The organism is Paraburkholderia sp. SEWSISQ10-3 4 (assembly GCF_030464785.1).
In the GTDB taxonomy this organism is placed as follows: Bacteria; Pseudomonadota; Gammaproteobacteria; order Burkholderiales; family Burkholderiaceae; genus Paraburkholderia; species Paraburkholderia aspalathi.
The window spans coordinates 49,659-76,606 of record NZ_JALPRI010000002.1 but is presented as its reverse complement, the minus strand read 5'-3'; the positions used below and the strand labels follow the sequence as shown (position 1 = coordinate 76,606).

Annotated in this window: 23 protein-coding genes; 6 read left to right on the top strand and 17 right to left on the bottom strand. The window is 63.2% G+C overall.

Annotation, left to right across the window (positions count from 1 at the left end):
• Positions 1–448: 448 nt before the first annotated feature.
• A complete protein-coding gene (locus M0D68_RS06295) occupies positions 449–3,142 on the top strand; it encodes a YadA-like family protein (RefSeq protein ID WP_266224015.1) in 2,694 nt (897 codons plus the stop codon).
• Positions 3,143–3,410: 268 nt separating this feature from the next.
• On the opposite strand, the gene hrpA is transcribed toward M0D68_RS06295, so the two are convergent.
• The gene (gene hrpA / locus M0D68_RS06290; RefSeq protein WP_266224014.1) at positions 3,411–7,919 is read right to left on the bottom strand and encodes an ATP-dependent RNA helicase HrpA; all 4,509 of its coding nucleotides are present in this window, start codon (positions 7,917–7,919) and stop codon (positions 3,411–3,413) included.
• Positions 7,920–7,942: 23 nt separating this feature from the next.
• On the opposite strand from hrpA, the gene argA reads away from it, so the two are divergent.
• The 3 genes from argA to proP all read left to right on the top strand — a co-directional run bounded on the left by argA (position 7,943) and on the right by proP (position 11,876).
• The gene (gene argA / locus M0D68_RS06285) at positions 7,943–9,331 is read left to right on the top strand and encodes an amino-acid N-acetyltransferase (RefSeq protein ID WP_054043361.1); all 1,389 of its coding nucleotides are present in this window, start codon (positions 7,943–7,945) and stop codon (positions 9,329–9,331) included.
• A gap of 54 nt (positions 9,332–9,385) precedes the next feature.
• A complete protein-coding gene (locus M0D68_RS06280; RefSeq protein ID WP_054043359.1) occupies positions 9,386–9,661 on the top strand; it encodes an oxidative damage protection protein in 276 nt (91 codons plus the stop codon).
• Between the two features lie 712 nt (positions 9,662–10,373).
• Positions 10,374–11,876, top strand: coding sequence for a glycine betaine/L-proline transporter ProP (gene proP, locus M0D68_RS06275; RefSeq protein ID WP_234487528.1), 1,503 nt, complete (start codon positions 10,374–10,376; stop codon positions 11,874–11,876).
• A 148-nt stretch (positions 11,877–12,024) separates the two neighbouring features.
• Here the strand turns inward: proP and M0D68_RS06270 are convergent, their stop codons facing one another.
• From M0D68_RS06270 to M0D68_RS06220, 11 genes are all read right to left on the bottom strand, one after another.
• Complete coding sequence (locus M0D68_RS06270) at positions 12,025–12,513, bottom strand: metallophosphoesterase family protein (protein ID WP_266224013.1); 489 nt, start codon at positions 12,511–12,513, stop codon at positions 12,025–12,027.
• A 24-nt stretch (positions 12,514–12,537) separates the two neighbouring features.
• Complete coding sequence (locus tag M0D68_RS06265; protein ID WP_266224012.1) at positions 12,538–13,347, bottom strand: hypothetical protein; 810 nt, start codon at positions 13,345–13,347, stop codon at positions 12,538–12,540.
• Between the two features lie 2 nt (positions 13,348–13,349).
• A complete protein-coding gene (locus M0D68_RS06260) occupies positions 13,350–13,925 on the bottom strand; it encodes a TMEM175 family protein (protein WP_093633585.1) in 576 nt (191 codons plus the stop codon).
• A gap of 92 nt (positions 13,926–14,017) precedes the next feature.
• Complete coding sequence (locus M0D68_RS06255; protein ID WP_211701120.1) at positions 14,018–14,404, bottom strand: DUF488 domain-containing protein; 387 nt, start codon at positions 14,402–14,404, stop codon at positions 14,018–14,020.
• A 102-nt stretch (positions 14,405–14,506) separates the two neighbouring features.
• A complete protein-coding gene (locus tag M0D68_RS06250) occupies positions 14,507–14,824 on the bottom strand; it encodes a hypothetical protein (protein ID WP_266210894.1) in 318 nt (105 codons plus the stop codon).
• 68 nt (positions 14,825–14,892) lie between these two features.
• Entirely contained in the window at positions 14,893–15,240 is a 348-nt protein-coding gene (locus tag M0D68_RS06245) for a cupin domain-containing protein (RefSeq protein ID WP_266224011.1), read from the bottom strand.
• 88 nt (positions 15,241–15,328) lie between these two features.
• A complete protein-coding gene (locus tag M0D68_RS06240) occupies positions 15,329–16,729 on the bottom strand; it encodes an FAD-containing oxidoreductase (RefSeq protein ID WP_266224010.1) in 1,401 nt (466 codons plus the stop codon).
• A 200-nt stretch (positions 16,730–16,929) separates the two neighbouring features.
• Positions 16,930–17,118, bottom strand: coding sequence for a hypothetical protein (locus tag M0D68_RS06235; protein WP_054043350.1), 189 nt, complete (start codon positions 17,116–17,118; stop codon positions 16,930–16,932).
• 239 nt (positions 17,119–17,357) lie between these two features.
• On the bottom strand, positions 17,358–19,667 hold the full coding sequence (locus tag M0D68_RS06230) for a bifunctional diguanylate cyclase/phosphodiesterase (protein ID WP_266224009.1): 2,310 nt from the start codon (positions 19,665–19,667) through the stop codon (positions 17,358–17,360).
• Positions 19,668–19,778: 111 nt separating this feature from the next.
• Positions 19,779–19,994 carry a hypothetical protein gene (locus M0D68_RS06225; protein ID WP_266210893.1) on the bottom strand — a complete coding sequence of 72 codons (216 nt, stop codon included), beginning with the start codon at positions 19,992–19,994 and terminating at the stop codon, positions 19,779–19,781.
• Positions 19,991–20,557 carry a DUF4865 family protein gene (locus M0D68_RS06220; RefSeq protein WP_266210892.1) on the bottom strand — a complete coding sequence of 189 codons (567 nt, stop codon included), beginning with the start codon at positions 20,555–20,557 and terminating at the stop codon, positions 19,991–19,993. The genes M0D68_RS06225 and M0D68_RS06220 overlap by 4 nt, the downstream gene beginning before the upstream one ends.
• 95 nt (positions 20,558–20,652) lie before the next feature.
• Between M0D68_RS06220 and M0D68_RS06215 the strand changes: the two genes are divergently transcribed.
• Positions 20,653–21,516: a LysR family transcriptional regulator gene (locus tag M0D68_RS06215; RefSeq protein ID WP_200617794.1), complete on the top strand. Its 864-nt coding sequence runs from the start codon at positions 20,653–20,655 to the stop codon at positions 21,514–21,516.
• A 38-nt stretch (positions 21,517–21,554) separates the two neighbouring features.
• On the opposite strand, the gene M0D68_RS06210 is transcribed toward M0D68_RS06215, so the two are convergent.
• Positions 21,555–22,364: an SH3 domain-containing protein gene (locus tag M0D68_RS06210; RefSeq protein ID WP_266224008.1), complete on the bottom strand. Its 810-nt coding sequence runs from the start codon at positions 22,362–22,364 to the stop codon at positions 21,555–21,557.
• Between the two features lie 225 nt (positions 22,365–22,589).
• On the opposite strand from M0D68_RS06210, the gene M0D68_RS06205 reads away from it, so the two are divergent.
• Complete coding sequence (locus tag M0D68_RS06205; protein ID WP_211701113.1) at positions 22,590–23,144, top strand: lysozyme inhibitor LprI family protein; 555 nt, start codon at positions 22,590–22,592, stop codon at positions 23,142–23,144.
• Positions 23,145–23,146: 2 nt separating this feature from the next.
• Here the strand turns inward: M0D68_RS06205 and M0D68_RS06200 are convergent, their stop codons facing one another.
• From M0D68_RS06200 to M0D68_RS06185, 4 genes are all read right to left on the bottom strand, one after another.
• Positions 23,147–23,695 (bottom strand): nucleoside deaminase, encoded by a 549-nt coding sequence (locus tag M0D68_RS06200; protein ID WP_266224007.1) that lies wholly within the window; start codon positions 23,693–23,695, stop codon positions 23,147–23,149.
• A 51-nt stretch (positions 23,696–23,746) separates the two neighbouring features.
• Positions 23,747–24,877, bottom strand: coding sequence for a BMP family ABC transporter substrate-binding protein (locus tag M0D68_RS06195; protein WP_266210890.1), 1,131 nt, complete (start codon positions 24,875–24,877; stop codon positions 23,747–23,749).
• Positions 24,878–25,038: 161 nt separating this feature from the next.
• Complete coding sequence (locus M0D68_RS06190; RefSeq protein WP_200573913.1) at positions 25,039–25,347, bottom strand: helix-turn-helix transcriptional regulator; 309 nt, start codon at positions 25,345–25,347, stop codon at positions 25,039–25,041.
• Positions 25,348–25,379: 32 nt separating this feature from the next.
• A complete protein-coding gene (locus tag M0D68_RS06185) occupies positions 25,380–26,813 on the bottom strand; it encodes a PLP-dependent aminotransferase family protein (RefSeq protein ID WP_266224006.1) in 1,434 nt (477 codons plus the stop codon).
• Positions 26,814–26,948 lie beyond the last annotated feature (135 nt).

The window sequence follows — 26,948 nt, the reverse complement described above, 5'->3', positions numbered from 1 at the left end:
TTACGTAGAAAAATCCGTGGCGATTCATATCAATCCATTTTAACCCACATAATAACAGCTCATTAAATTCTTATGCCATTCCGTTTTTCATAAGACAAAACAAGATTATTCTTTACTTTATACAATTAAAAAACACTTTTCCAAACCCAATTACATCCCGCCATTTATTTTCAACGATTTAAGAATTGGCTTATTTCAGCTTCGCCCCACCAGAACTGACAATCTCGCCGTTCATCGCCCATGCACTTAACCCCGTGGACATGAAAGCGTGATGCAGGTAATTCGGACGCGCGAGGAAATCAACAGAACACAAAAAGCGGCCGGAATAAATAACCGTAGCCGACGTGTTCTGCCTATGCGCGACACACTTGGGGCGATGATGCCTTTTCCGACTCAGAATGCTTTCGTGTGCCGTCCACGATCTAATTCCGGCGGAGTTTTCTGAAAAATGAATAAAATCTACAAATCGGTTTGGTGTGAGACGACGGGCTCGTGGGTCGCCGCGTCGGAGACGGCTCGCTCGAAAACGAAACGCGCGGCATCGCGGAAGCTGGTCATGGCGCAGGCTGTGCTGGCTGCGGCAACTTTGCTGGGCGGTGTGCCGGTGGCGCAGGCGGCTACGGTTTACTTCGCTGCCGGCTCGGTCGTTCCGGGCGTGGATCCCGATGCGACAGCCTCGGGACCGGGCTCGGTGGCGGCGGGCGTTGGATCGAGTGCATCGGGTTCGGGGTCCATCGCGATCGGTAACTGGGCAACGGCAACGAACACGGCCGCGACCGCGATTGGGTTCAAGGCGGAAAGCCGGGGCGAAGGTGCATTCGCGGCCGGGATGACAGCTCTGGCCGACGCCGATTTCAGCACCGGCATAGGCAACTATGCTAGCGCGACGGGCGTGGGCGCAACGGCGCTCGGCGCCAACGCGCTCGCGAATAGAAGCGGCGCGGTCGCCATTGGCCTTGACGCTAGCGCCTTCGCCGACGGCAGCGTTGCGCTCGGCCAAGGTTCGATCGCCGATCGTGCTAACACCGTCTCTGTCGGCGCAAGCGGCGCGGAACGTCAAATCACCAACGTCGCAGCCGGCACCGAAGCAACGGATGCCGTCAACCTGAGCCAGTTGAATGCCGTTGCCGCCGACGCATCCCGCTATTTCAAGGCAGACGGCCTCAATGACCGCTCGGATGACGCCACCGCAAGCGGCGACCACTCGGTTGCGATCGGCGCCTACGCCAACGCTTCCGGCGCTGAGTCATTGGCGCTCGGCACGTCTTCGCGGGCACAGGCAGACAACAGCACCGCCGTTGGCACCCTCGCGACGGCTGCGGGCGACAATTCGACGGCGCTCGGCTATCAGGCAAATGCCAGCTCCGCCAACTCGGTCGCGTTGGGCAACGGTTCGGTCGCCGATCGTGCCAACACCGTCTCCGTTGGTGCAAGCGGCGCAGAACGTCAAATCACCAACGTTGCAGCCGGCACCGAAGCTACAGACGCCGTCAACCTGAGCCAGCTGAATGCCGCTGCCGCTGACGCCTCGCGCTATTTCAAGGCAGGTGGCGCCAATGACGGCTCGGACGATGCCACCGCAAGCGGTGACCACTCAGTCGCGATCGGCGCCTACGCCAATGCTTCCGGCGACGCCTCTTTTGCAGCCGGCACGTCCTCCTGGGCACAGGGAGACAACAGCACGGCTGTCGGCACGCTTACCACGGCAGCAGGCGACGGCTCGACGGCGCTCGGCTATAACGCTAGCGCCGTCGCGGCTAACTCGGTCGCACTGGGCCAAGGCTCGATCGCCGATCGTGCGAACACCGTCTCGGTCGGCGCAAGCGGCGCAGAACGTCAAATCACCAACGTTGCAGCCGGCACCGAAGCTACAGACGCCGTCAACCTGAGCCAGCTGAATGCCGCTGCCGCCGACGCATCGCGCTATTTCAAGGCAGGCGGTGCCAATGACGGCTCGGACGACGCCACCGCAAACGGCGACCACTCGGTCGCTATCGGCGCCTACGCCAACGCTTCCGGCGACGCCTCTTTTGCAGCCGGCACCTCCTCGTGGGCACAGGGAGGCAACAGCACGGCTGTCGGCACCCTCGCGACGGCTGCCGGCGACAATTCAACGGCGCTCGGCTATCAGGCCATTGCCAGCTCTGCCAACTCGGTCGCCCTCGGCAACGGCTCGATCGCCGATCGTGCCAACACCGTCTCCGTCGGTGCAAGCGGCGCAGAACGTCAAATCACCAACGTCGCAGCCGGTACCGCCGACACCGACGCCGTCAACGTTGCCCAGTTGAAGGAAGTTACGTCCCAGACCGACGCCAGGCTCGACGGCGCCGTGATGTACGACAGGAACGCCGACGGCAGCGTCAACAAGAACAGCGTCACGCTCGGCGATGCAACAAGCGGTGGCACAGTGATCCATAACGTCGCCGACGGCGTGGACACAAACGACGCCGTCAACCTCGGCCAGTTGAACGCGGCCATCAACGGCGCGGTCAGCGACATCACGGTCAACACGGCCAATCCGTTCTACAGCGCGGAAGGCGACCGCGGGACAGAAGGCGCGCTGGCAAGCGGCGCGCACTCGGTCGCTTCGGGCGCGAACGCACAAGCAGCAGGCGCCAATACCGTGGCCATCGGCGCGAACTCGGTCGCAAGCGGCAACAACGCCACCGCACTCGGCGCAGCAGCAAACGCCAGCGCGGACAACTCAGTGGCATTGGGTCAGGGCTCAGTCGCGGATCGGGCGAACACAGTATCGGTTGGCGCAGCGGGCCAGGAACGTCAGATCACCAACGTCGCAGCCGGCGTACAAGGCACGGACGCGGTCAACGTCAATCAACTACAGCAAAGCGTAAGCGGCGCGGTCGGCCAGGCAAACAGCTACACCGACGACCAGATCCGCTCGGCCCGTCGCGATTCGTACGGTGGCACGGCATCGGCGCTGGCCGCAGCAGGTTTGCCGCAGGCGGTCTTGCCGGGTCGCGGGATGGTGGCGATTGCGGGTGGCACGTATGGCGGCCAGTCGGCGATGGCCATCGGCGTTTCGCAGCTGTCGGAAACCGGCAAGTGGGTCTACAAGGTGCAAGGGACGACCGACTCGCGTGGCCAGTTCGGTGCGTCGGTCGGCGCGGGCATGCACTGGTAACAACTCGGCGGAAAACGTGATTGGCTCGATCTGAATCAGTCACGCCGACGCCGATAGCATTGCCGTACTTAGCGAGCAGGCGCGGGCCCGCAAGAACTCGCGCCTTTTGCGCGTGACAACATTCTCAAAAGGAGTGGCGTCGCGCGTTTTTTTGCTCGACACCGCGTGTAGAAGCGCATCGGCTAACGCTGGACGAACGAAGCGGACAGTTGCGCCGCCCCACTTCCTGTGCCGCCAGGCGCCGCATCGGTCCCGCCCCAGCCATCGCTCAACGCTGCATCGACTCCCACACCTTATAGAGACGCTTCACCGACACCGGCATCGGCGTCCGCAACTCCTGCGCGAACAGCGAAATCCGCAATTCTTCGAGCAGCCAGCGGAATTCCGACAGGCGCGGATCCAGCACACCGCCGCGTTGTGCAAGCGCACGCTGGTAGTTCTGCAACAGCGGATGGAATTCGGCGAACTGCCGTGCGTCGCGCGCGGAGTCCGCCTTCAGCTTGTCGATGCGCAACGCAATGCCTTTCAGATAGCGCGGAAAGTGCGCCAACTGCGCGTACGGCGTATCGACCACAAAACGCTTGCCGATCAGCCCATCCAGCTGGTTCTGCATATCCGCATGCGCGGCCGTGAACGACTTCGCCTGCACCAGTTTCTTCGTCACGGTCGCGTACTCGGTCAGTATCTGGCCGACGAGCCGGGCGATTTCCTGAGCCAACAAAGTCAACCGGCTGCGGCCTTCGTCGCGGCGTGTATGGAAACTGACGTCATCGGCTGGCAGCGGGTCTTGCAGACACGCGCGATCAAGCGCGGTGTCGATCAGTTGATCGCGCAGTTCCTCCTGCGTGCCACGCGGCATGAACTGCATCGCCATTTCGCGCAAACCCGGGAGATTTTTCTCCAGATACTTGATCGGCTCTTTCAGTTGCAACGCGAACAAACGCCGCAGCCCTGCACGATGAATGCGCGCGGCTTCGTCGGGTGAATCGAACACTTCGACGTCACAGTGCGTGCCGCGATCCACCAACGCCGGATAACCGAACAAGGTCTGCCCGCCACGGCGAATTTCCAGCAACTCGGGGAGCTTGCCAAAATTCCACGTCGTCAGCTTTTCGTACAACGCGGTGCCCGCTGCGCCGTCTTGCGACGCAGTTTGCGGACTTGACGCAGCAGTGCCTTTGCCTCGCGAAGCCCCACCACTTACCGCACCGGCTGCTCCGCCCGCTTGCGCGCCAACAGCCACGCCGCCACCGCCTCCGGCATCCGCCAACGCCACCCCAGCCGCACCCGACGCAATCTTCTGAAAATGCTGCTGCGCCTGGCCACCAAGTTCAGCACGCAGTTGCGACATATTCCGGCCCATCGCAAGCTGCCGCCCGTGCTCGTCGACGACCTTGAAGTTCATGAACAGATGCGGCGTCAGCGTCTCGAGCTTGAAGTCCGATTGCTTCATCGCGACCTGAGTCTGCTCGCGAACATCGGCGATCAGCGTCTCAAGCAAACCGCCCGCGCCGAAGCGCGGACCACTATGCCGTTCGACGAAACCCGCCGCGAACTCAGGCAGCGGCACGCAATGGCGCCGCAGCTTCTGCGGTAACGATTTCAGCAGAAGTTGCGTCTTCTCTTTCAGCATGCCGGGCACAAGCCATTCGCAGCGCCGCGCATCGACCTGATTGAGCGCATACAGCGGCACGGCGAGCGTCACGCCATCGCGCGGCGAACCCGGCTCGAAGTGATAGGTAAGCGCCATCTCGACGCCCGCCATCGTCATCCGCTTCGGGAACAGATCGGTCGTGACGCCGGCAGCTTCGTGCCGCATCAGATCGTCGCGCGACAGGTACAGCAGACGCAGCTTATCTTCCGGCTGACCGCTCTTCTTCACCTCGTCGCGATACCAGCGCTCGAACGACGCGCCCGTATAGATGCCTTTCGGCAGCGCCTGATCGTAGAAGCCGAAAATCAGCTCGTCGTCGACCAGCACGTCCTGGCGACGCGACTTGTGTTCGAGCTGCTCGATATCGGCGAGCAGCTTGCGGTTGTGCGCGAAGAACGCGAGCTTCGTATCGAATTCGCCTTCCACCAACGCGCCGCGAATGAATAGCTCACGCGCCCGCGCCGGGTCCTGTTTGCCGAAGCTCACGCGCCGCCGGTGGTAGATCGGCAGACCGTACAGCACCGCGCGCTCGAACGCCGACACCTGCGCCGCCCGCTTTTCCCAATGCGGCTCGGACAACGATTTCTTCAGCAAATGCTCGCCGATCTTTTCGATCCATTCCGGCTCGATCTTCGCGATGCAGCGTGCGTACAGACGGCTCGTCTCGACCAGTTCCGCGGCCATCACCCACTTACCGGCCTTCTTCACCAGCGCCGAGCCCGGCCAGAGATAGAACTTGATGCTGCGCGCGCCGAGGAAATACGGCTCGTCGTCGGCTTTCAGACCGATGTTGCCGAGCAGGCCGGTCAGCAACGCGAGGTGAATCTGCTCGAAAGTCGCTTCGGCCTCGTTCAGCCGCCAGCCGTGCTCGCGCACCACGGTCAGCAATTGCGAGTGCACGTCGCGCCATTCACGCAGGCGCAGTTGCGACAGGAAGTTCTTGCGGCACTCGTCCTGCAATTGCCGGTTCGACTTCTTGTGCGCGATCGCTTCTTCGAACCAGTTCCAGATCTTCAGCCATTGCAGGAACTCGGAACGCTCGTCGGCAAACCTGCGATGCGCCTGATCAGCTTGCTCCTGCGCCTCGATCGGCCGGTCACGCGGGTCCTGCACAGACAAGGCGCTGGCGATGATCAGCACTTCCTTCAATGCCTGCTGATCGCGCGCGGCGAGAATCATCCGGCCGACGCGCGGGTCGAGCGGCAAGCGCGCGAGTTCGCGGCCGAGCGGCGTGAGCTGGTTGTCGTCGTCGACGGCGCCCAATTCGTTGAGCAGTTGATAGCCGTCGGCGATCGCGCGGCCCGGCGGCGGTTCGATGAACGGGAAGGTTTCGATCGCCGTCAGATGCAGCGACTTCATCCGCAAAATCACCGACGCCAGCGACGAACGCAAAATCTCCGGGTCGGTGAAACGCACGCGGCCCTGATAGTCGCTTTCCTCGTACAGACGAATACAGATGCCATCCGCGACGCGGCCGCAACGCCCTGCCCGCTGATTCGCGGCGGCCTGCGAGATCGACTCGACCTGCAGTTGCTCGACCTTGTTGCGATACGAGTAGCGCTTCACACGCGCGAGTCCCGTATCGACCACATAGCGAATGCCGGGCACTGTCAGCGAAGTTTCGGCGACGTTAGTGGCCAGAACGATGCGACGCGCGTTCGACGTGCGGAACACGCGTTCCTGCTCGGCGGCGGACAAACGCGCGAACAGCGGCAGAATTTCCGTGTGCGGTGGATGATGCTTGCGCAGCGCTTCGGCGGCATCGCGAATCTCGCGCTCGCCGGGCAGGAACACCAGCACGTCGCCGGGACCCTCGCGGCACAGTTCGTCGACCGCATCGACGATCGCTTCCATCAGATCGCGATCCGTTTCGCGCTGCGTCTTCGGCCTGTCACGCGATTCACGCGACGACGAAGAAGAACCCTCCGCCGCCTTCACCGCCGGGCTGTCCTCTGCGACCGGCCGATAGCGCACCTCGACCGGATACAGACGCCCGCTCACTTCGATCACCGGCGCGGGCTCGTCGTCACTACCGAAATGGCGCGCGAAGCGGTCCGCGTCGATCGTCGCCGACGTCACGATCAGCTTCAGATCGGGCCGCTTGACGAGGATTTCCTTCAGATAGCCGAGCAGAAAATCGATGTTCAGGCTGCGCTCGTGCGCTTCGTCGATGATCAGCGTGTCGTAGGCGTTGAGCAGCGGATCGGTCTGCGTTTCGGCGAGCAGAATACCGTCGGTCATCAACTTGACCGACGCGCCCGGCGACAGATTGTCGGTAAACCGCACTTTGTAGCCGACCACTTCGCCAAACGGCGTGCCGAGTTCTTCGGCGATGCGGCGGCCCGTTGCCGACGCCGCAATCCGGCGCGGCTGCGTGTGGCCGATCAGACCGGAGCCACCAGCGCCGAGGCCGCGCCCGAGTTCGAGGCAGATTTTCGGTAGCTGTGTTGTCTTACCCGAACCGGTCTCACCGCAGACGATCACGACCTGATTCTGTGCGATGGCCCGGGCGATTTCCTCGCGGCGGCCGGACACTGGCAGCGCTTCGGGAAACGTAATCGGCGGAATCGGATTCGGCTCGACGACGCGCTGAACGCGCGGAGGACGGGGCTCGCGACGCGGCTGCCCGTTTTGCGCATTGCCTGCTTGCGGCGATTTTTGCGCGGGCGCACCGCTTTGCTGACTGGCACGTCCGTCGCCACGCTTCGGCTGATTTGGAGCTCGCGTGTTTTCGGACTGCGCGCGCCGTTCAGCGCCCTGCTGCTCGCGTTGGCCGCGAGGCGCGTTCTGCGCGCGTCCATCGTCGCGGCGCGCGGGCTTCTCCACGTCGCCGGAAGTCGGGTGGCTGCGCGCAGCGTCGCCCTGTGGGGTGTGCTTCCGCCCTTCATGCGCAGCTTTCGACGCCTGCGCGCCCGCCTCGCGGCGCGCCTCACGCGGCGGATTATTTTTCTGGGCGGACACGCGCGCGTCATCCGCGGAGCGCAGGGACTCACGCGCGGCGGGTGGCGTGTTGCGGTTAGCGTCCTGCGCATCGCGGCGGCGCGCGTCGCCCGGCTTCACCTGATCGGCGGCCGGCGCCACATTCTCGTTCGCCGTAGCGGGACTTTTGGGTACATTCGACATGGGGGCGCATTATAATCCCCGGCATGAATTCCCAAACCGACCTCGTCCCCGCGCCCGCGAGCGTTCCGGCCCCCGCCGGAGCAACGGAAGACCTCGCACAGCACGCGCAATTCGTCGACTGGATGCGCTCAGTCGCCCCTTACATCCATGCGTTCCGTAACAAGACGTTCGTCGTCGGTTTCGGCGGCGAGGTGGTGCATCAGGGGCTCCTGAATGCTCTCGTGTCCGACATCGCGCTGCTGCAGGCCATGGGCATCCAGATCGTGCTGGTGCATGGCTCGCGACCGCAGGTCGAAGAGCAGATGAGCCTGCACGGCGTGGAATCCGAGTTTTCGCACGGCATGCGCATTACCGATGCACGCGCGTTGGAGTCCGCGAAAGAAGCGGCCGGCGAAGTGCGGCTGGATATCGAGGCGGCGATCAGCCAGGGCTTGCCGAACACGCCGATGGCGCACGCGCACATCAGCGTGGTGTCGGGCAACTTCGTGACGGCGCGCCCGGTCGGCATTCTGGACGGCGTCGATTTCGCCCACACGGGCGTAGTGCGCAAGATCGACGCGGATTCGATCCGCCATTCGCTCGCGAGCCGCAAGCTGGTGCTGCTCTCGCCGCTCGGCTTCTCGCCCACCGGCGAGGCATTCAATCTGTCGATGGAAGACGTCGCCTCGGCGGCGGCGATCGCCCTGCGCGCCGACAAGATCGTGTTCCTGACCGAGACCCCGGGCCTGATGGAGACCGGCGAAGACGGACCGGTGCTGGTTCGCGAACTGTCGCTCGACGACGCCTACAAGCTGCATGAAAGCGGCGAGGTCACCGGCGACGCGGGCTTCTATCTGAAACATTCGATCCGCGCCTGCCGCGGCGGCGTGGCGCGGGCACACATCATCCCCTACGCGCTCGACGGCAGCCTGCTGCTCGAACTGTTCCTGCACGATGGCGTGGGCACGATGATCTCGTACGAGAACCTCGAAAGCCTGCGCGAAGCCACGCCGGACGACGTCGGCGGCATTCTCTCGCTGATCGAGCCGCTCGAATCCGACGGCACGCTGGTGCGGCGCGGCCGCCACCAGATCGAACGCGACATCGACCATTTCTCGGTGATTGAGCACGATGGCGTGCTGTTCGGCTGTGCGGCGCTGTATCCGTACCCGCAGGAGCGCATCGGCGAAATGGCCTGCCTCACGGTCGCGCCTGAAGCGCAAGGCACCGGCGACGGCGAGCGCCTGCTCAAACGCATCGAACAACGCGCCCGGGCACGCGGCCTCACGCGGATTTTCGTGCTCACTACGCGTACCGAACACTGGTTCCTCAAGCGCGGCTTCGTCAAGGTCACGGTCGACGACCTGCCGGAAGACCGCCGCCGACTCTATAACTGGCAGCGCAAGTCGCTCGTGCTGATGAAACAGCTCTGAGCGTCCCCATATAAAGCGACTGCCCGCCCCACATCGATATAGGAGAAGCACAGCATGACTCGTACGGTTCAATGCGCGAAGCTCGGCAAGGAAGCCGAAGGCCTCGATTTCCCGCCGCTGCCGGGCGAACTTGGCAAGCGGATCTACGAAAGCATTTCGAAGGAAGCCTGGCAGGCCTGGTTGAAGCAGCAAACCATGCTGATCAACGAAAACCGCCTGAACATGGCCGATCCGCGCGCACGCCAGTATCTGATGAAGCAGACCGAAAAGTTCTTCTTTGGCGAAGGCGCGGATACGGCGCAGGGCTACGTGCCGCCGGCAGCCGAGTAAGCGCTTTTCTGAGCTACAAGCCAGAATTGGCGACCAGCCTGACAAAAAATCCGCGCCGCGAGCGCGGATTTTTTTCGCCTGTCTGGCCGCGAATTTCGTCGCGCATTTCGCCACTTTCAAGCCTTGGAAAAATTCACTAACCGGACCATTTCCGGCCACTTTTAAGCCTCTTTTCCATACCGCCACAATCCGCCGAATCCCCCGCCACGCAAGGGATTGAGCGCCCTCCCCGGGCTGTCGGCCGAATCCCAGGTTTGCACGATCGTCCGTCATCGTGCTATCATGTGCACCGTTCCAACAGCAATTTACCTTCATTCACATTCAGTTCACACTTGGCATGCAGTGCGTACCAAGGGCCGGATTGAATAGTTTTTATACAAGAAGGCTTGTCGGTCGTTTCCCCGCTTGAGCTCGCACTATGAGCGGCGATCCAGCACCGGCCTTTTTCGTTTCGAGCCTTTCAGCGGCGCATGGGCCAGCTTTCAGCCACCCCAGCGTCCTCATGCATCTGCCCCCCTTCCACGGCCACGCAGATGCAACAGTCAGCACAATCTAGACGAGTGTTTTTTCGCGAATGATTCGCGAGGCACGGGCGTTCTGTTTTCTTTTTTCACGCCCCCTTCTATCGCCTTCGGGCGAGAGAGACGCCATCGCTCTGCTCGCGAAACTGCACTTCCCCAGCACCCGTGGCGGAACGTTCATGCGCGTTTTCATGAGTTTCGTCGCAGTCATTGGAGTTTTCACCTTGACCGCTTCCAGCAACGGCTTCTGGCGACATCACAAAGAAGAACAACGCCTCTCACTCGACGACATCACCGTCGTCGACAAATCTCTCCTCAAGCGGGCCGTCGGCGCCATGGCGCTCGGCAACGCAATGGAATGGTTCGATTTCGGGGTGTACAGCTATATCGCTGTCACGCTCGGCAAAGTGTTCTTCCCGTCGTCGAGCCCGTCCGCCCAGTTGATCGCCACTTTCGGCACGTTCGCCGCGGCGTTCCTCGTGCGGCCGGTCGGTGGCATGGTGTTCGGGCCGCTGGGCGACCGCATCGGCCGTCAGCGGGTGCTGGCCATGACCATGATCATGATGGCGCTCGGCACCTTCGCGATCGGCCTGATTCCGAGCTACGCGACGATCGGCATTTTGGCTCCCGCGTTGTTGCTGGTTGCGCGCCTCGTGCAAGGCTTCTCGACGGGGGGTGAATACGGCGGCGCCGCGACCTTCATCGCCGAATTCTCGACGGACAAGCGCCGCGGCTTCATGGGCAGCTTCCTCGAATTCGGCACGCTGATCGGCTATGTGCTCGGCGCGGGTACGGTCGCGGTTCTAACGGCGACGCTCTCGAACGAGGCGCTGCTCTCGTGGGGCTGGCGTGTGCCGTTCCTGATCGCGGGCCCGCTGGGTCTGGTGGGTCTCTACATCCGGATGAAGCTCGAAGAAACGCCCGCGTTCAAGAAGCAGGCCGAACAACGCGAAGCCGAAGACAAGGCGCTCCCGAAGCAATCGTTCCGCGAGCTGCTGATGCAGCAATGGAAGCCGCTTCTGCTGTGCGTCGGCCTCGTGCTGATCTTCAACGTCACCGATTACATGGCGCTCTCGTATCTGCCGAGCTACCTGTCGGCCACGCTGCACTTCAACGAAACGCACGGTCTCTTCCTCGTGCTGCTCGTGATGGTGCTGATGATGCCGATGACGCTCGCAGCCGGCCACCTGTCCGACACGATCGGCCGCAAGCCGGTGATGCTGTTCGGCTGCGTGGGTCTGTTCGTGCTCTCGATTCCCGCGCTGCTGCTGATTCGCATGGGCACGGTGCTGCCGGTGTTCGGCGGCCTGATGATTCTCGGCGTGCTGCTGTCGTGCTTTACCGGTGTGATGCCGTCGGCGCTGCCGGCGCTGTTCCCGACCAAGATCCGCTACGGCGCGCTCGCGATCGGCTTCAACATTTCGGTGTCGCTGTTCGGCGGGACGACGCCGCTCGTGACGGCATGGCTCGTCGACAGCACCGGCAATCTGATGATGCCCGCGTACTACCTGATGGGCGCGTCGCTGATCGGTATCGTGTCGGTGTTCGCGCTGCGTGAAACGGCCCGCAAGCCCTTGCTCGGCTCCGGTCCGTGTGTCGCGACGCGTGCCGAAGCGCATGCGGTGCTGCGCGGCGAGCGTGAGGCGGCGGAGATGGATGAAGGTTACGCGTCTGCTGCTACGGCGCGTGCGTGATCCTGGCTTGTGCCTAGGTTGCTCAGTAACTAGCCGCCGAAGTTGTACGCGTATCGTCCGCGAGCGCTATAACTAGCGGCTGCGTTCCACAGCTATAAGCGTGAACATGTTCGAAAGCGGGCCGGCAAATATTTGTCGGCCCGCTTTTTTATGTCACCAGAGAATCGAACGTTGCGCTGACGTGCGTACCTTCAACGATCAGCATACCGGCGGAAATCGGCAACTTGAAACGTCTCGGCCCTGCGCTGCCTGGATTGACGAACAGCACACCGTCACGCTCGCTGATCGCTGGCTTATGAGAGTGCCCCGTCACGACCACGTCGATGCCTTCGCTGCGCGGATCGTCGCCCACATCGGCAATGTCATGCACGACGAGGATCGTCACCTGTTGGACGGTCAGCTTGACGTGCGTCGGCAGCGAGGCAACCGGGTCGTCGATATCGTTATTGCCGCGCACGGCGGTGACCGGCGCGATCTGCGCGAGCGCATCGAGCACCGCCTGATTGCAGATATCGCCCGCGTGGATGATCGCGTCGCACCCTGCGAGGTACTGCAGGGCTTCAGGACGCACGAGGTTATGCGTGTCGGAGATCAAACCGATTCGGGTGGCCGGAAAGCTTTGGGTGCGCGAAGTCATGATCTCAGTATCGGCCAAACGGCCTCAATCCGCTGACTGCTGTTCAGCAAGCTCACGCGTCACAACCTGCGCCGGCCGTTTTGCGCGAAGCAATCGCCTGGTCGCCCCTTGCACCACCATCGACACCACCGCCGCGCACGCAAAACTGACCCACACACCGTAGTGCGGCAACATCGTCGCGGTCACGGCGAAGAACGCCGCGAACGAGCCGCGGCCGATCACCATGCCGCGCATCAACAACGCAACGAAGTCCGAGCCATGCGCGCGCTGGGCAGACACCGCGAGCACGATGCCGAGCAACGGAAACACCGACAGCAGCCCGCTCCACGTCGCGCCCATCGACGCGGACAGCGTCGTCACCGCCAACGTCAGCACCGCGCCGGCGAGCATGCGCAGCGCAAGATCGCCGAGCCCGAGACGCGTCGCCGGCACATGGCCGGTGACGCGCGGCAAGCCGCTTTGCGAAATGGCGACAGCCACGCAACTCGCGGCCACCGCCCACATCAGTCCACCCGGCAAATGCGTGAGTAACATCGCCACGCCAACCCATCCGAGCATGCCGGCCACAAGCGCAAGCGGCCATGCTGAACGCCGACACGTCCACGCATACGCAAAATTGAACGCCTCGGAGGCGGCGATCGCCGCAATCGATGCCGCCGACGCCAGCGCTGCGAATGCCGGCCCACGCTCCAGCGCGAGCAGCAACACGATCGGGCCGGACACCACCGGCAGCCCCGCGAGCCATCCCGCCACCGACGGTCCCCACACCCGCCCCGCCACAGTCAGCGCGGCGAGAAACGCGGGCACCAGCGTGAGTTTGAGCGCAAGCAACATGCTTACGCTTCCATCAGATGTTCGATTCGGCGATCGGGAATGAGCCACCACGCCGCGGCCAGCGTGTAGAGCGCGGCCGAGAGCCACGGCTGAACAAATGCCAGCGCCATGCCCACCAGATAGATGACGACCGACACCTTGCCCTTGAAATCGTTGCCGACCGCCTTCGCGAGCGTCGACTCCGTACCGTGCTCGCGGATCAGCACGCGAGTCAGAATGAAATACGCAATCGCCGACATGAACAGCACGGCGCCGTACATCGCGGTCGGCCAGGCGGCGAGATGGTTTTCACCGACCCAATGCGTGACGGCCGGCAGCAACGACAGCCAGAACAATAGATGAAGATTGGCCCAGAGCACCGCGCCGTTGACCTTCTGCACGGTATGGAACAGGTGGTGGTGATTGTTCCAGTAGATGCCGACGTAGATAAAACTCAGCACGTAGGCGCAGAACACGGGGATCACGGGGCGCAGCGCGGCGAGATCGAAGCCGTCCGGCACCTTCAATTCGAGCACCATGATCGTGATGATGATGGCGATCACGCCATCGCTGAAGGCTTCGACGCGTCCCTTGCCCATCGGTCGGTTTCCTGATTGTGTAGTCGCTACGCCGCCGATTATCGGTGATGACAACCGGACTTGTCGAATGCGGCCGGCGGCGCATGCGCGCCTCACCTGATCAGCGCGCCCCGCTCGTCCAACAACTGACGAAGAATGCTGCGATGGCAGCGGTTTTCGTCCTCGCAATAGCAGCCGACGGAAAAGTTGGTCGTTTTCGACAAGGCGGCAAGCAGGTCCAACACCTTGCTGGCATCGCCGCCATTCATCTCCGCGCGGAATTTCTTCGCGAACGCGGCCCAGTCGCGGTCGCTCGTCACTGCCTTTGCTTCCTTGACCAGCTCCGCGTCAGGCGAGAGATTGGGCAGCCACACGTCGTAATAGTCACGGGTGGCGAATTCGGCCCGGGGTACGCCGCGCGGCGGCCGCCGAACGGTGCCGATACGCAGCCCCTCGTCAGCCGCTCTCGGAGACCCAAGCTGAACGATGCTGATGCTCATGTTGTTTTCCTGATCCGTGGTGGACTCGCGACCTTCTCCCGTCGGGTCGATCAACGCCGCTCGTCAGTGGTTCTGCAATGCAATGCGTCCTGCAATCCAGGCTCAGCGTCTCAAGCCCTTCATGGCCTCGATTTCCATCGCGGCGTTGCGCTCTTCGCTCGCCTCGATCGGATCCATCGCCTCGTCGATCGAGGCCGCTGCACGTTCCGCCGCGGCTTTCGTTTCGTCGAAGTCGGGATCGAATTCTGCGTCGTCGTCGCCCGGCGGTTCCAGCATGTCGCGAAGCATGGACGCCAGTTCCGGCGTGTCCCACGCCGCGCCCTGCTGCTTCTGCTTTTTTATGTAGTGTCTGACTTCCGCGTCCTGTTCCGGGGTCAACGGAAGACCGCGAAAAGTGCTTTTGGGGTCAGCATCATTCATGATCTCGCTCCAGGATACGTGCCAGTTCGAGTTTAATCCCGTTATGGCGACGTGATCTCAGCTATCGGTCACTGGCAAACGCCAGGGTAGTACACCGCCAGCCACACGCTCGGCTCCGTGTCGCTGGTCCATGCCACTCGATGCCGGCAATGTGCGTCGATCAGCACGTGGTCGCCGGGTTTCATCGGATGCAGTTCAGGCTCGCCTTCGAATTCCAGCGCCGCCGCGCCGCTCAGCAGCACGACCCACTCGGCGCGCGGACTGTCGTACCAGAAGTCCGGCGGGCTTGCGTGCCCCCGCGAGACGATCCGTTCGATGCTCACCCCGGCCTCTTCCACAAGCGCGTCGACCTGTTCGTCAGCGCCGGCTGGCGCGCCGGGATCGAAGAGGTTGCCGCTGCTGATCGTGCGTTTCATTGCTTGTGCTCCGGCTATGCTCGCTACCTGAGTTCGCTGCACGTTTTCGCCGAGCGCGCTTGCTCCCGGAATACCACCGGTGCGCCGCTCATTTCATCGGCTTGAGGCCATCGAGCAAGGTCGGCACGAGTTCGCTGATGGTCGGATGAATGTGCATGGCGTACTGCAAGGTCGGATACGGCGCGCCGGCCGTCATGATGTCGATGAACGTGTGCAGCGCTTCGTCGCCTTCAATGCCATGGATCGCCGCGCCAAGAATCTGCTTGCTTTGCGGGTCGACCAGCACCTTCATGAAACCATCCGTCTCGCCGCGTTCGCGCGCGCGGCCCACCCGCGTCATCGGCATGGTGGCGATCAGCGCCTCGCGGCCGGCTTTGCGCACGTCGGTCTCCGAAAGCCCGACGCGCGCGAGCGGCGGATCAACGAACACCGCATACGTCATGATTCGCGTATCGACGCTGCGCGCGCCGCCGTCGAGCAGATTGGCGGCGACGATCTGAAAATCATCGTAGGAAGTGTGGGTAAAGGCGCCGCGTCCGTTGATGTCACCAATCGCCCAGATGCCCGGCACGTTGGTGCGCAACTGGCCGTCGACGGGAATCATGCCGTGCCTGTCCGTCGCGATGCCGGCCACGTCGAGGCCGAGGTCGTCGGTATTCGGTTCACGGCCGGTGGCGAATAACAGGTGCGACGCTTCGAGCGCGGGAACGTTCTGCTCAAAGCCGATGCACACCTCGTTCTCGTGATGTGGATGCGGTTCGACCTGCGCAGGCTGCACGCCGAAGACAAACTCGATCCCTTCACGCGCCAGCACCTTCTGCACGGAGTTGGCGAAGTCGGCATCTTCGCGCGTCAGCACGCGCTCGCCGCGCACCAGCACCGTCACCCGGCTGCCGAAGCGGCGAAAAATCTGCGCAAATTCGAGCGCGATATAGCTGCCGCCGACAATCGTCAGATGGTCCGGCAATTCCGTCAGTTCAAGCAGGTTGGAGTTGGTGTAGTAGCGAACGCGCTCAAGCCCTTTGAGCGGCGGCACGACGGCGCGCGTACCGGTATTGATGAAGATTTCGTCGGCGCTGAGTTCGTCGCGCACCGAGCCGTCCGGGCCGCTGATGGCAAGCGTATGCGCGCCGGTGAAGCGCGCGTGGCCGGTGAAGACGGTGACGTTATCCGCGCCGCGCAGCCATTTCTCGACGCCATCGCGCGATTGGCCAATGATCTTGTCCTTACGCGCCTTGACCGCTGCCAGATCGACGCTGACCGCCCCACTCACCTGCACGCCCAGGTCCGCGGCGTGGCGCGCCACGTGGGCCGCGCGGGCGCTAGCTACATACGATTTGGTGGGTGTGCAGCCGACATTCACGCAAGTCCCGCCGAAAGCCCCGCGTTCGATCACCGCGGTTTTGCGGCCGCTTTGACCGAGACGGACAGCGAGCGGCGCCCCGCCTTGTCCCGTACCGATCACGACTGCGTCGAAGTGCTGTGGCATGGCAGATCTCCCGAGGCTGGGGTGCTGGTCGTAGCATCTTACCCTCAGCGCTTCGCGTTGCCGCTATCGCTCCTTCTGGTTGCTTCTCGTTGTTTCTGGCACGCGCGGTGGCGTTCGCGCGCTGGCTGCCGATCTGTTTTCGCGCCGCCAATGGGCAGACCGGCCGATTGCTGGAAATTGCGCCCGCTAGCGTTCAGTGTTCAGGCGTGGCAATGCACGGCGCAGATCAACTCGCGCGAGCGTTGCAATGCGGCCTGCGCGCCGCGCGCGGCCACCACCCAGCCGACCTGGCCGAGGTTGAAATCCTGCGAGACCATTACCTGCATGAGCGCGACCATCGGCAGGATCACCGCGGGTCGATAAAGCTGGTTCTGAATTAAGGCTGGCATAACGGCTCCCATCGCGCTGGGCCGTTCTGGCACGACGCGGAATGTACATTCGATGGGAGGATTTTAGGGAGACCGGGGCCGCGGATAAATACCGGGAACGCGAAGGCACTTGTTTGGGAATCTGAACAATCGAATCTGTATCCCCAAGGCAGTGAGCAATGAGGTCCGATAGCTGAATTAGCCCCTCGGGCGAAGTGGGTTTGCGGCGCCTACAGCCGTGTCCCGAGACGTCAGGGCAGCTATGAAGCGCTGGCCAGCCCCACCTGCGCGTCATGCAGGCTACGCGCATAAGCGCTCGCCCCCACAGGCCTGCTATAAAAATAGCCCTGCTGCTTGTCGCAAGCGATCCCGCGCAAAAACGCCGCCTGCTCGGCGGTTTCCACACCTTCCGCCGTGACATTCATGCCGAGCGAATGGGCCATTGCCACGACCGCCTGCGTGATCGCGATCGAATCGCGATGATCCGGCAAGCCCGCGACGAAGGAACGGTCGATCTTCAGGTTATGCAGCGGAAACCGCTTCAGATACGACAGCGACGAATAACCGGTGCCAAAATCGTCGACGGAAATCCGCACGCCCATCGCGCTCAACGCGGTGAGCATCGGCAGGACGGCCTCGCTGTCGCTCATCAACAGCCGCTCGGTAATCTCCAGCTCCAGCGCCGCCGGCTCGAGCCCGGACTCCTCGAGACAGCGCTCGATGCGCTCCACCAGTCCGCCTTTGAACTGGCGCGGTGACAGATTCACCGCGACGATCAGATCCGGCGCCAGCGTGCGCCGCCATTGCGCGACCTGCTCGCAGGCCCGCGCCAGCACCCATGAGCCGATCTCGACGATCAGGCCGGCATCTTCGGCCACCGGGATGAACTCCACCGGCGAGACGTTGCCCAGCTCGCTGTTGTACCAGCGCAGCAGCGCCTCGGCGCCGATCGTACGGCCGCACTGGCTGTCGACGATCGGTTGATACACGAGGCTCAGTTCATCCGTGGCGAGCGCGCGCCGCAACGCCTGCTCGATCATGAAGCGGCGCTGCAAATGCCGATTCAGCTCGGCGGTGAAGAACTGAAAATTGTTGCGGCCGCATTGTTTCGCGTGATACATCGCCGAGTCGGCGTTGCGCATCAACGTGGGCACGTCCTGGCCGTCCTCGGGAAAGAGACTGATGCCGATCGATGCCCCCATGTAGTACTCGTTGTCCGCCACCGCGAACGGTACCGCGATCGTATCGAGAATACGCTGGGCAAGCGCGATCAGCCGACCCGTGTTTTCGTAAGCGCTGACCACGATTACGAATTCGTCGCCGCCCACGCGCGCGAGCGTATCGTCGCGCGCGACACACGCCGACAGCCGCTCCGCCACGCTGCACAGAAGCGCATCACCGGCCTCGTGACCGGCGGTGTCGTTGACCTTCTTGAAACCGTCAAGATCGACGAACAGCACGGCGACCCGCGCCAGCTCGCCCATGCCTGCCACATCACCCGGCGTGAACAGATCGCGCATCCGCTCGGCCAGGTAGGCGCGGTTGTAAAGGCCTGTGAGCGGATCACGGGTGGCCAGAAACTTGAGCTGCCGTTGCGCCTCGCGCACCGGCCCGATGTCGGTGAACGAGATCAGCACGGAGCTGGGTTCGCTGTCGCCCGGTTTGATGATCGGCACGACATTCTCAGTAATCCAGACGACATCGCCGTCCGTCAGTTCCAGACCGATCGTGATGCCGAGCCTGGATTTGCCGGTCTCCAGCACCTGACTGGTGGGACGATCGGCGTCGGTGACGATTGAACCGTCCTCGTGATATGCACGCACCATCACCGTCTGAATGTCGCGGCCGACCAGGTCGGCGCTCGCCCGCAGAATGCGTTGCGCACTCGGATTGCAGGCCAGCACCACGCCTTCGCGCGACTGCACGATGATGCCTTCGTTGAGATGGTTGACGACCAGCCGGTGATGCTCCTCGCTGTGCGCGAGGCGTTGCGCCATCGCGTCCTGATGAACAGCGAGACCGACACTGTGGCTGATGTCGTGGAGCATCGCCGCTTCTTCGGGGGTCGGCCGGCGCGACGTGCGGTGATAGACCGCGAACGCACCCAGCACCGCGCCGGCATCGTTTTCAAACGGCACCGACCAGCACGCGCGCAAACCGAGCGGCAACGCGAGGTGCCGGAAATCGGCCCACAGCGGATCGGTTTCGATATCTTCGACGGCGACCATGCGCCGCTCGTACATCGCGGTGCCGCAGGACCCGGCTCGCGGGCCGATCGGGACACCGTCGATCGCGGCGCTGAAGTCCGCCGGCAGAGAAGGCGCGCCGCCCACGCGCGCGCGTACGCCGTCCGCGTCCAGTAGGAGGATCGAACAGGTCGCACCATCGCCTAGCAGCGCTTCCGCGCGGCGGCATACTTCGTCGAGCAATTCCGGCAGCGGTGTGTTGCGCGTAATCAGCCGCAACACCGTACGCTCCGACGCCAACACCCCCTCGGCCCGGTCCGGCCCGTAGCGGGTGCCCTCAGGCGTTGCTCCCATCGTGCTATCTGATGTCGCTTCGCGTGTCATATGTGCGCCCCCTAACCCCACATCGGCAAGTTAGTGTAAGCGGCACACCGGGGTTTACGCGAGGCTAGCGCACTTTAATTACGATGCATAGCGTGCTAAGCGTGTGACCGGCTAGTCGGTCAGCCAATGAAGCGACTGCCCCGTTAACACGGCGAGCACGGTGAAGCCGGCGATCGCGGCCATTGTCAGCGCCAGCCCTGCCAGATGCGCGGCCAGCGCCACGCGGATATCGAGCGGCGCTAACCGCACGGGTTGAGCGGGGGCCGCCGGAACCGCTGCCGGACCGGTCTCAGCCGCTCTGCCGTTGGACGCCCCGCTAGCGCTCACTTCAGGCTCGCGACGCCGGGCCGCGCGAGGTGCAGCACCTCGTAGACCGTGCGCCCCGCCGTGGCAACCGGCGGCGACGACGACAGCGTGAAACGGATCAGCTTCCAGTTGGCGACATCGAGTGCGGAGACCACGGCGACCGTGTCGTCCTGCTCCGCGATGCGACGGTTCTGCTCGATCAGTGCGGCGCGCAACTCGGCGCGGTTGTCCTGCTCGCCGATCAGCTGTTCCTCGCGATACAACGCGAGCGCCCGTTGCGCCGGCCCCTTGCGGGCATCAAGCGGCAACCAGCTTTCGACGTCGGGACGGCCAAAGTCGTCGATCACGTTCTGAAAGCGTGAACCCATGAAAAAGTCGGCGGTCTGCTCAGCATCGAGCCACAGATACACCGCGGAATACACGTTCGCGGTAGCGCCGTAGCGGCCCCGTTCGCGGACGACGAAAGCCTTGAATCCCAGCCCCTCGGTCGCGTCCCACAGCGGGCCGCGCCGCGTCGCGCGCTCGCGGATGACCCCCATGTCATAGGTGGACGGCAGACGGTGCGAATACTGTTTGGCAAGCATGGCGAACTCCTTGTGGTTTCGACTGAAGGTGAGCTTGCGCCGGCGCAATCATTACATCAAGATATGGTGATTTATATCTGCGATAAAGTTTCGATATGAACACCCTCGCCCGTCCTCTCGATCTGGATGCGATCCAGGCCTTCGTGCTGGTCGCGGATCTCGGCAGCTTCACGCGCGCCGCCGAAGTCATGGATACGTCACAAGCCGCGATGAGCCTCAAGCTCAAACGGCTCGAAGCGCGTCTGGGTTACCGCCTGCTGGAGCGCACCCCGCGCGCGGTGAGACTCTCGCCGCGGGGTGACGCTTTCATCGGCGCCGCCCGGCAATTGCTGCTCGCTCATGAACGAGCGCTGGCAGAGACCGCCGACGCGCCGGAGCGCCGGCTCAAGCTCGGCATCAGCGACCACGTGGCAGGGCCGAATCTGCCGGCGCTGCTGGGGCGGCTCGCGGCTTACGATCCGCTCCTCGTCATCGAAGTGCGCATTGCCGCGTCACGCGACGTCCTTGCATGGTTCGAGCGCGGTGAAGTCGACGCGGCGATCGGCCGTCGCGAAGGCGATCGCCGTGATGGGCAACTGCTGGCTGAGGAACGGCTCGGCTGGTTCGCGGCGCCTGGCTGGCAGCATCGCGAGGGGCAGCCGCTGAAGCTGGCGACGCTCGCCGCGCCATGCGGGATTCGCGCGATTGCCACGGACGCGCTCGATGCGGCCGGGATTGCGTGGACCGAGGTGTTCGTTGGTGGCGGCGTGATGGCTGTCGGCGCTGCCGTTAGCGCAGGGCTCGCCGTGGCCGCGCTGGCGCAGCGCGTGGCGCCGGCGGGAGCGGTGGAGGTCGGCGAACAACTCGGCTTGCCGACGCTGCCGAATTCGAAAGTGGTACTGCATACACGGCTGAGCGACCCACGCTCGCAGGAAACCTTGCGAGCGGTCAGCTCGGCGTTTATGAACGCAGCCTACTGAAGGGAATGGGTGGACCGGACGGACTGGTCCACCTTGCCTCAGTTGTTTCCGCTTCCGGGCGGCCGATCACCGCCCCGTTGAGACCCACCTTGAGGGCGGTTATTCCCACCGCCTTGCTGACCTCCCTGTGGACGGCCGCCTGCATTGCCCGGCTGCTGCCCGCCTGCCGGGCGTCCGCCTGCATTGCCCTGCTGCCCGCCCGGTGGACGTCCGCCTGCATTGCCCGGTTGCTGGCCGCCCGGTGGGCGTCCACCTCCATTGCCCTGCTGCCCGCCCGGTGGGCGTCCGCCTCCATTGCCCTGCTGGCCACCCGGTGGACGTCCGCCTGCGTTATCCGGTGGCCGACCGCCTGGCGGCCGACCACCCGCGCTTCCGGGCGGCGGACCTCCGGGCGGACGCCAACCTGGTGGCCGTCCTGCACCTGGTCTCGGGGGTGGTGGCGGTGAATGATGCGCCCAGCGCGATTGCTGCCCGTACCACGGCCGGCCCCGATAATAATTGCCCCAGTAGGTGCCGATCGAGAACGTCACGATCGGCAAGCCGATCACCGTGCCGTAGCTCATCACCGGCACATTGCTGCCCTGATAGGGATAGCTGAGTCGCGCTGCGTAGACCCAACCGCGCAGATTCTCAGCCGCGACGTCACACCATTGGTAGTTGCTGATGCAACCCATCACGCTTACCGGGACACCGCCCGGCAATTGCGTCACGACCGGGTAATCCGAAGCCGGCCCGGCGCGCACGTTGACCGTGCCATTCGTATAAGCCTGCGACTGCGCGGACGCCACTGCTGGCAGCGCCAGCAAGCTGAACGCCGCATACATGCATCGAACGAGGTGTTGTTTCATTTTTTCTCCCGTTTTTACGTCCCGTACTTATCCACATCTGCAATGCGCATGCCTGAAACCAGCCGGCAAATGCTTATGGAATTGCCCTAGCCGTTCCAGTGCGCCCCGAGCAAAGCAAGATTTGGTAATCACCCACCCGAACTCATGCTGTTTTCGGGCCTCTGTAGTCCGACGACTCGGCCGATCATCCATTGCATGAAAAACCCATGCACTGCCGGGAGCACCATGAAAATTTTCCGCCCAATCTTTGTCGCCGCATTGATGCTCACGTATCTGCCCGCTCACGCTACCAGTTTCGACTGCACGAGGGGACGCTCGCTCACCGAACGGATGATCTGCAACGACCCTGCGCTCTCGAAGCTCGATGACACGCTTGGGCAACTGTACTGGAAAGCGCGGCGACGGGTCGTCAACCGTCGCGCGTTCCTCACGGACAGCGACAGCAAGTGGGCGTGGCGGGAAGCGAATTGCCGCGATGCGGCGTGTCTGGGGACGTGGTACGAGACCCGGATCGAGGAACTGCAACGGCTAATCGAAAGCATCCAAACGGGAAACCCGGATGGGCCGACTGAACCGAACACTCAGCGTAAGGTGGTGATGCCTGCGCTACAGCAAACCGAAACCGCGATGCTTCGATGCACCGCGGCAGATCCGGGAATCGTCGTGAATGACCAGTGCTCCACTGTGATCAAGGAGAACAACGGTAAGTGGAAATATCAGCCGCACGGCGGCGACTGGTTCTGCGGACTGGCGATGCTCGCGCCAGCGGACGTGCAATAGCACTACCTGCCGCTCCAGAACTTCCGCTGAACTTCCAGCACCTCAGTCTCCACTTCGGCCACCGGCCCGATCACCTCGACGGGCTTCTGGCAGTGATCGAACACATACCGGCAATCCACGGTCATGGTCGGATTCTCGGCATGATCGCCGGTCGCCTCCAGCAGGCGCTTCTCGGTCATGCCAAACACGACGCGGCCGATATTGGCCCAGTACATCGTGCCGGCACACATGCAGCAAGGCTCAACCGACGTGTACAGCGTACAACTCCACAAGTACTCCGGCGTGAAGTTCAACGCCGCCACGCGCGCCAGCACCGACTCGGCGTGATTCACCGTATCGACATTGCCCTGCTCCATCAACACGGTCTCCTGATCCGGGCCGACCAGCACCGCGCCGAACGGATGGTGCCCCAGCAGCGTCGCCCGTTCGGCTACCCGGCTCGAATGTCGCAGATGCCGCACGACCTGCTCGTGCGTCGGCGTTAAACCCTGCGGCGGATAGGCCGGCGCCACTCCAGCGGCGCCGGCGTCGGTCGGGACGGTAAGACTCACGGGCGATCTCCTTTAATCTTTTAATAATAGTTAGGCAAACCAATCAATGCATTACTTCGGCAGCGAACCGTCGACGCCTTGCACGAACCAGTTCAAACGCAGCAACTCCGCATCGCTCAACGACTTACCCGCGGCGACTTTCACCGTGCCGGACTGATCCGCGATCGGACCGGCAAACGGATTGAACTTGCCGGAGATGATGTCGTCACGCTTCTGGCTCAACGCCTTTTGCGCAGTCGGCGACACCGCATTCGTGTTGATGTTGGCCAGATCGATCGCCTTCTCTTTCAGCCCCCACCACACGGGAGAGTTGTTCCACGAACCCGCCATCACCTGCTGCACCAGATGCGTGTAGTACACGCCCCAGTTGCTCACGCATGCGCCCAACTGCGCGTTCGGCCCGAACTTCTTCATGTCGGAGTCCCAGCCGAATGCATGCACTTTCTTCTGCTCGGCGGTCTGCATCGTCGCCGTCGAATCGGTGTTCTGGATCAGCACGTCGGCGCCCTGGCCGATCAGCGTCTCGGCGGCCTGTTTTTCGAGGCCCGGGTCGAACCAGCTATTGATCCACACGACCTTCACGCGTGCATTCGGATTGACCGAGCGCGCACCCATCGTGAACGCGTTGATGTTGCGCACCACCTCCGGCACCGGCACCGAGCCGACAAAGCCGAGCGTGTTGGACTTCGTCGTATAACCTGCGACCAGTCCGGCCAGATAGGCGCTCTGGTAGGTCCGCACGTCATAGGTGGCGAAGTTGGCGGCCTTCTTGTAGCCCGTCGCATGTTCGAACACGGCGTCCGGGAAATCTTTGGCGACCTTCAGTTCGAAATCCTGGAAGCCGAAGCTCGAGCCAACCACGATCTTGTTGCCCTTCGCCGCCAGATCGCGAAACACGCGCTCCGAATCCGCCGACTCCGGCACGTTCTCAACGCGCGTCACCTTGATCTTGTCGCCGAATTTCGCCTCGACCTCTTTCACGCCCTGTTCGTGCGCGTAGGTCCAGCCGGCGTCGCCCGGATTGCCGAGGTAGACGAAGGCGATGCCGAGCGGCTGCGCAGTCGCGGCGGCTGCCGCCCCGGCGCCGAGCGCGAGGGACGCGCCGAACGCCGCAGCAAGAACAGTGCGAACGGTTTTGATGCGCAATGAGTGATGCAGCACTCGCGCCAGCTTTGCTTTCATGAATTCTCCGAAGATGGTTTCCAGGTGCCTGCCACAGTGCCCGGGACTGTCCCGGGCAAGGCTCCAGCATAGGGGGCCATATTCGAAGGTCAATTTCCGCGGAAAAATTATTTCCCGTTATCCCGCCCATAACGGAATCTGTATTTTGGTAGCCAGAACACTCAATGAACGCGTGGCGGCGGGTCAGCCTCGTCATCGTCAGGCGAATCGCCCTCACCGAACAGGTCCGCGCACAAGCCCTGGCCGATCTCGCTCAGGCGCGCCGTTCCCGTGCCTTCCTCGTTAAACGTGGTGTCCACCAGGCCGCCGTCTACCAACGCCGTCAACTGCCGTCGCAGGCCGCTCATCGGCACGTCCGCCTGTTTGGACAGCTTGGCGAGCGACCACGCGCCGCCAGGCGTTTCCCGATGCGCGCGCCACAACTGCGCCAGCACGGCGACCAGCACCGGATCGAGTTCATCGTCTTCCATCGTGAATGTCTCCTCGCTTTTCTGAAGGCCGATCAGGCCATCTGCGCCACCAGTTCTCCCAGCGTCTTCAAAGCCGCCTCGGTCTGCGCCGTCCACGGATAGCTGTAATTGAGCCGCATGAAGTGGCGAAAATCGTCGCGCATCGAAAACATCATGCCTGGCCCGATCGTGATGCTGCGCGCGAGCGCCGCCTGATAGAGCCGCATCGAATCGACACGTTCGGGCAACTCCACCCACAGCACGTACCCGCCTTGCGGCGTCGACACGCGCGTGCCCGCCGGAAAAAACCGCTGCACCATCGCCATCATGATGCTCGCCTGTTGCCGGTAGACCTTGCGCACGTGCCGCAAATGCCGGTCGTAGCCGTCCTGTTTCAGGTAATCGGCGACGGCGACTTGCGGCACCGAAGGCGTGGTCAGCGTGTTGAGAAACTTCAGCTTCTCGACCTGCGCGCGGTAGCGCCCCGGCATCGCCCAGCCGATCCGGTACGACGCGGTGAGGCTCTTCGAAAACGACGCGCAATGCAGCACCAGTCCCTTGGTATCGTAGTTCTTCAAGGTCGACGGCCGCGCCTCGCCGAAGTACAACTCCTGATAGACATCGTTCTCGATGGCGGGAATGTCGTGCGCGGCGAGCAGTTCGACCAGTTGCCGCTTGCGCTCGTCCGGCATCTGGAAACCGAGCGGATTCTGGAAGTTCGGCATCACCATGCACGCCGCGATCTTCTGCCGTGCGATGACCTGGGCCAATGCCCCGATATCGATACCGTGGACCGGATGCGTCGCCACTTCGATGGCGCGCATGCCGAGACGCTCGATGGCATGCAGCATCGCGTAGTAAGTCGGCGACTCGACGGCGACCGTGTCGCCCGGCTTGGCGACCGCCTGCAAGCTGAGGTTGATCGCCTCCGTCGCGCCAAGCGTGATGATGATTTCATCCGGGTCGACCGGTACGCCATTCTCGGCATAGCGCCGCGCGATCTGCCGGATCAGCTCGGGATTGCCGGGCGGCAGGTCGTCGATCAGATTCCAGCTCGCGTGACGCCGGGCGATCGCATTCGCGTACTGGTTGATGCGCCGCCACGGGAACAGCGAAGGATCGGGATACGGCGAGCCGAGCGGCACGGCGTCATGCGCGCGGATGCTGCGCAGGGTCGACAGCACGAGGCGGCTCACGTCGACGGCAGCGGCCACCGGCGGCGCCTGGGCTGCCGGCTGGCGGTTCAGACGCGGCTCGTCGAGCGCGGCCGACGTCGCCACCGCGTCGCGCACGAAATAGCCCGACTGCGGCCGGGTCTCGACTATCCCCCGGCTTTCCAGCAACGCGTACGCATGTAGCACGGTCTTGATGCTGACGCCGTGCTGCTGACTCGCCTGCCGCACCGACGGAATCCGCTCGCCCGCCGCGAACACGCCGCGGCGCACGGCTTCGGTCATTTCGTCGGCGAGTTTTTCGTACAGTTTCAAGGACCAGGCTCGAACAAAAACATGGGCGGAACGCCAGTCTATGACAAATTTCCCACAACTGTATCCCTCTCCTTTCCGTTTTTCTGTATGCTGCGCCGTTTTTGGAACACAGTAGGCTTTCATGCATCGGCATAA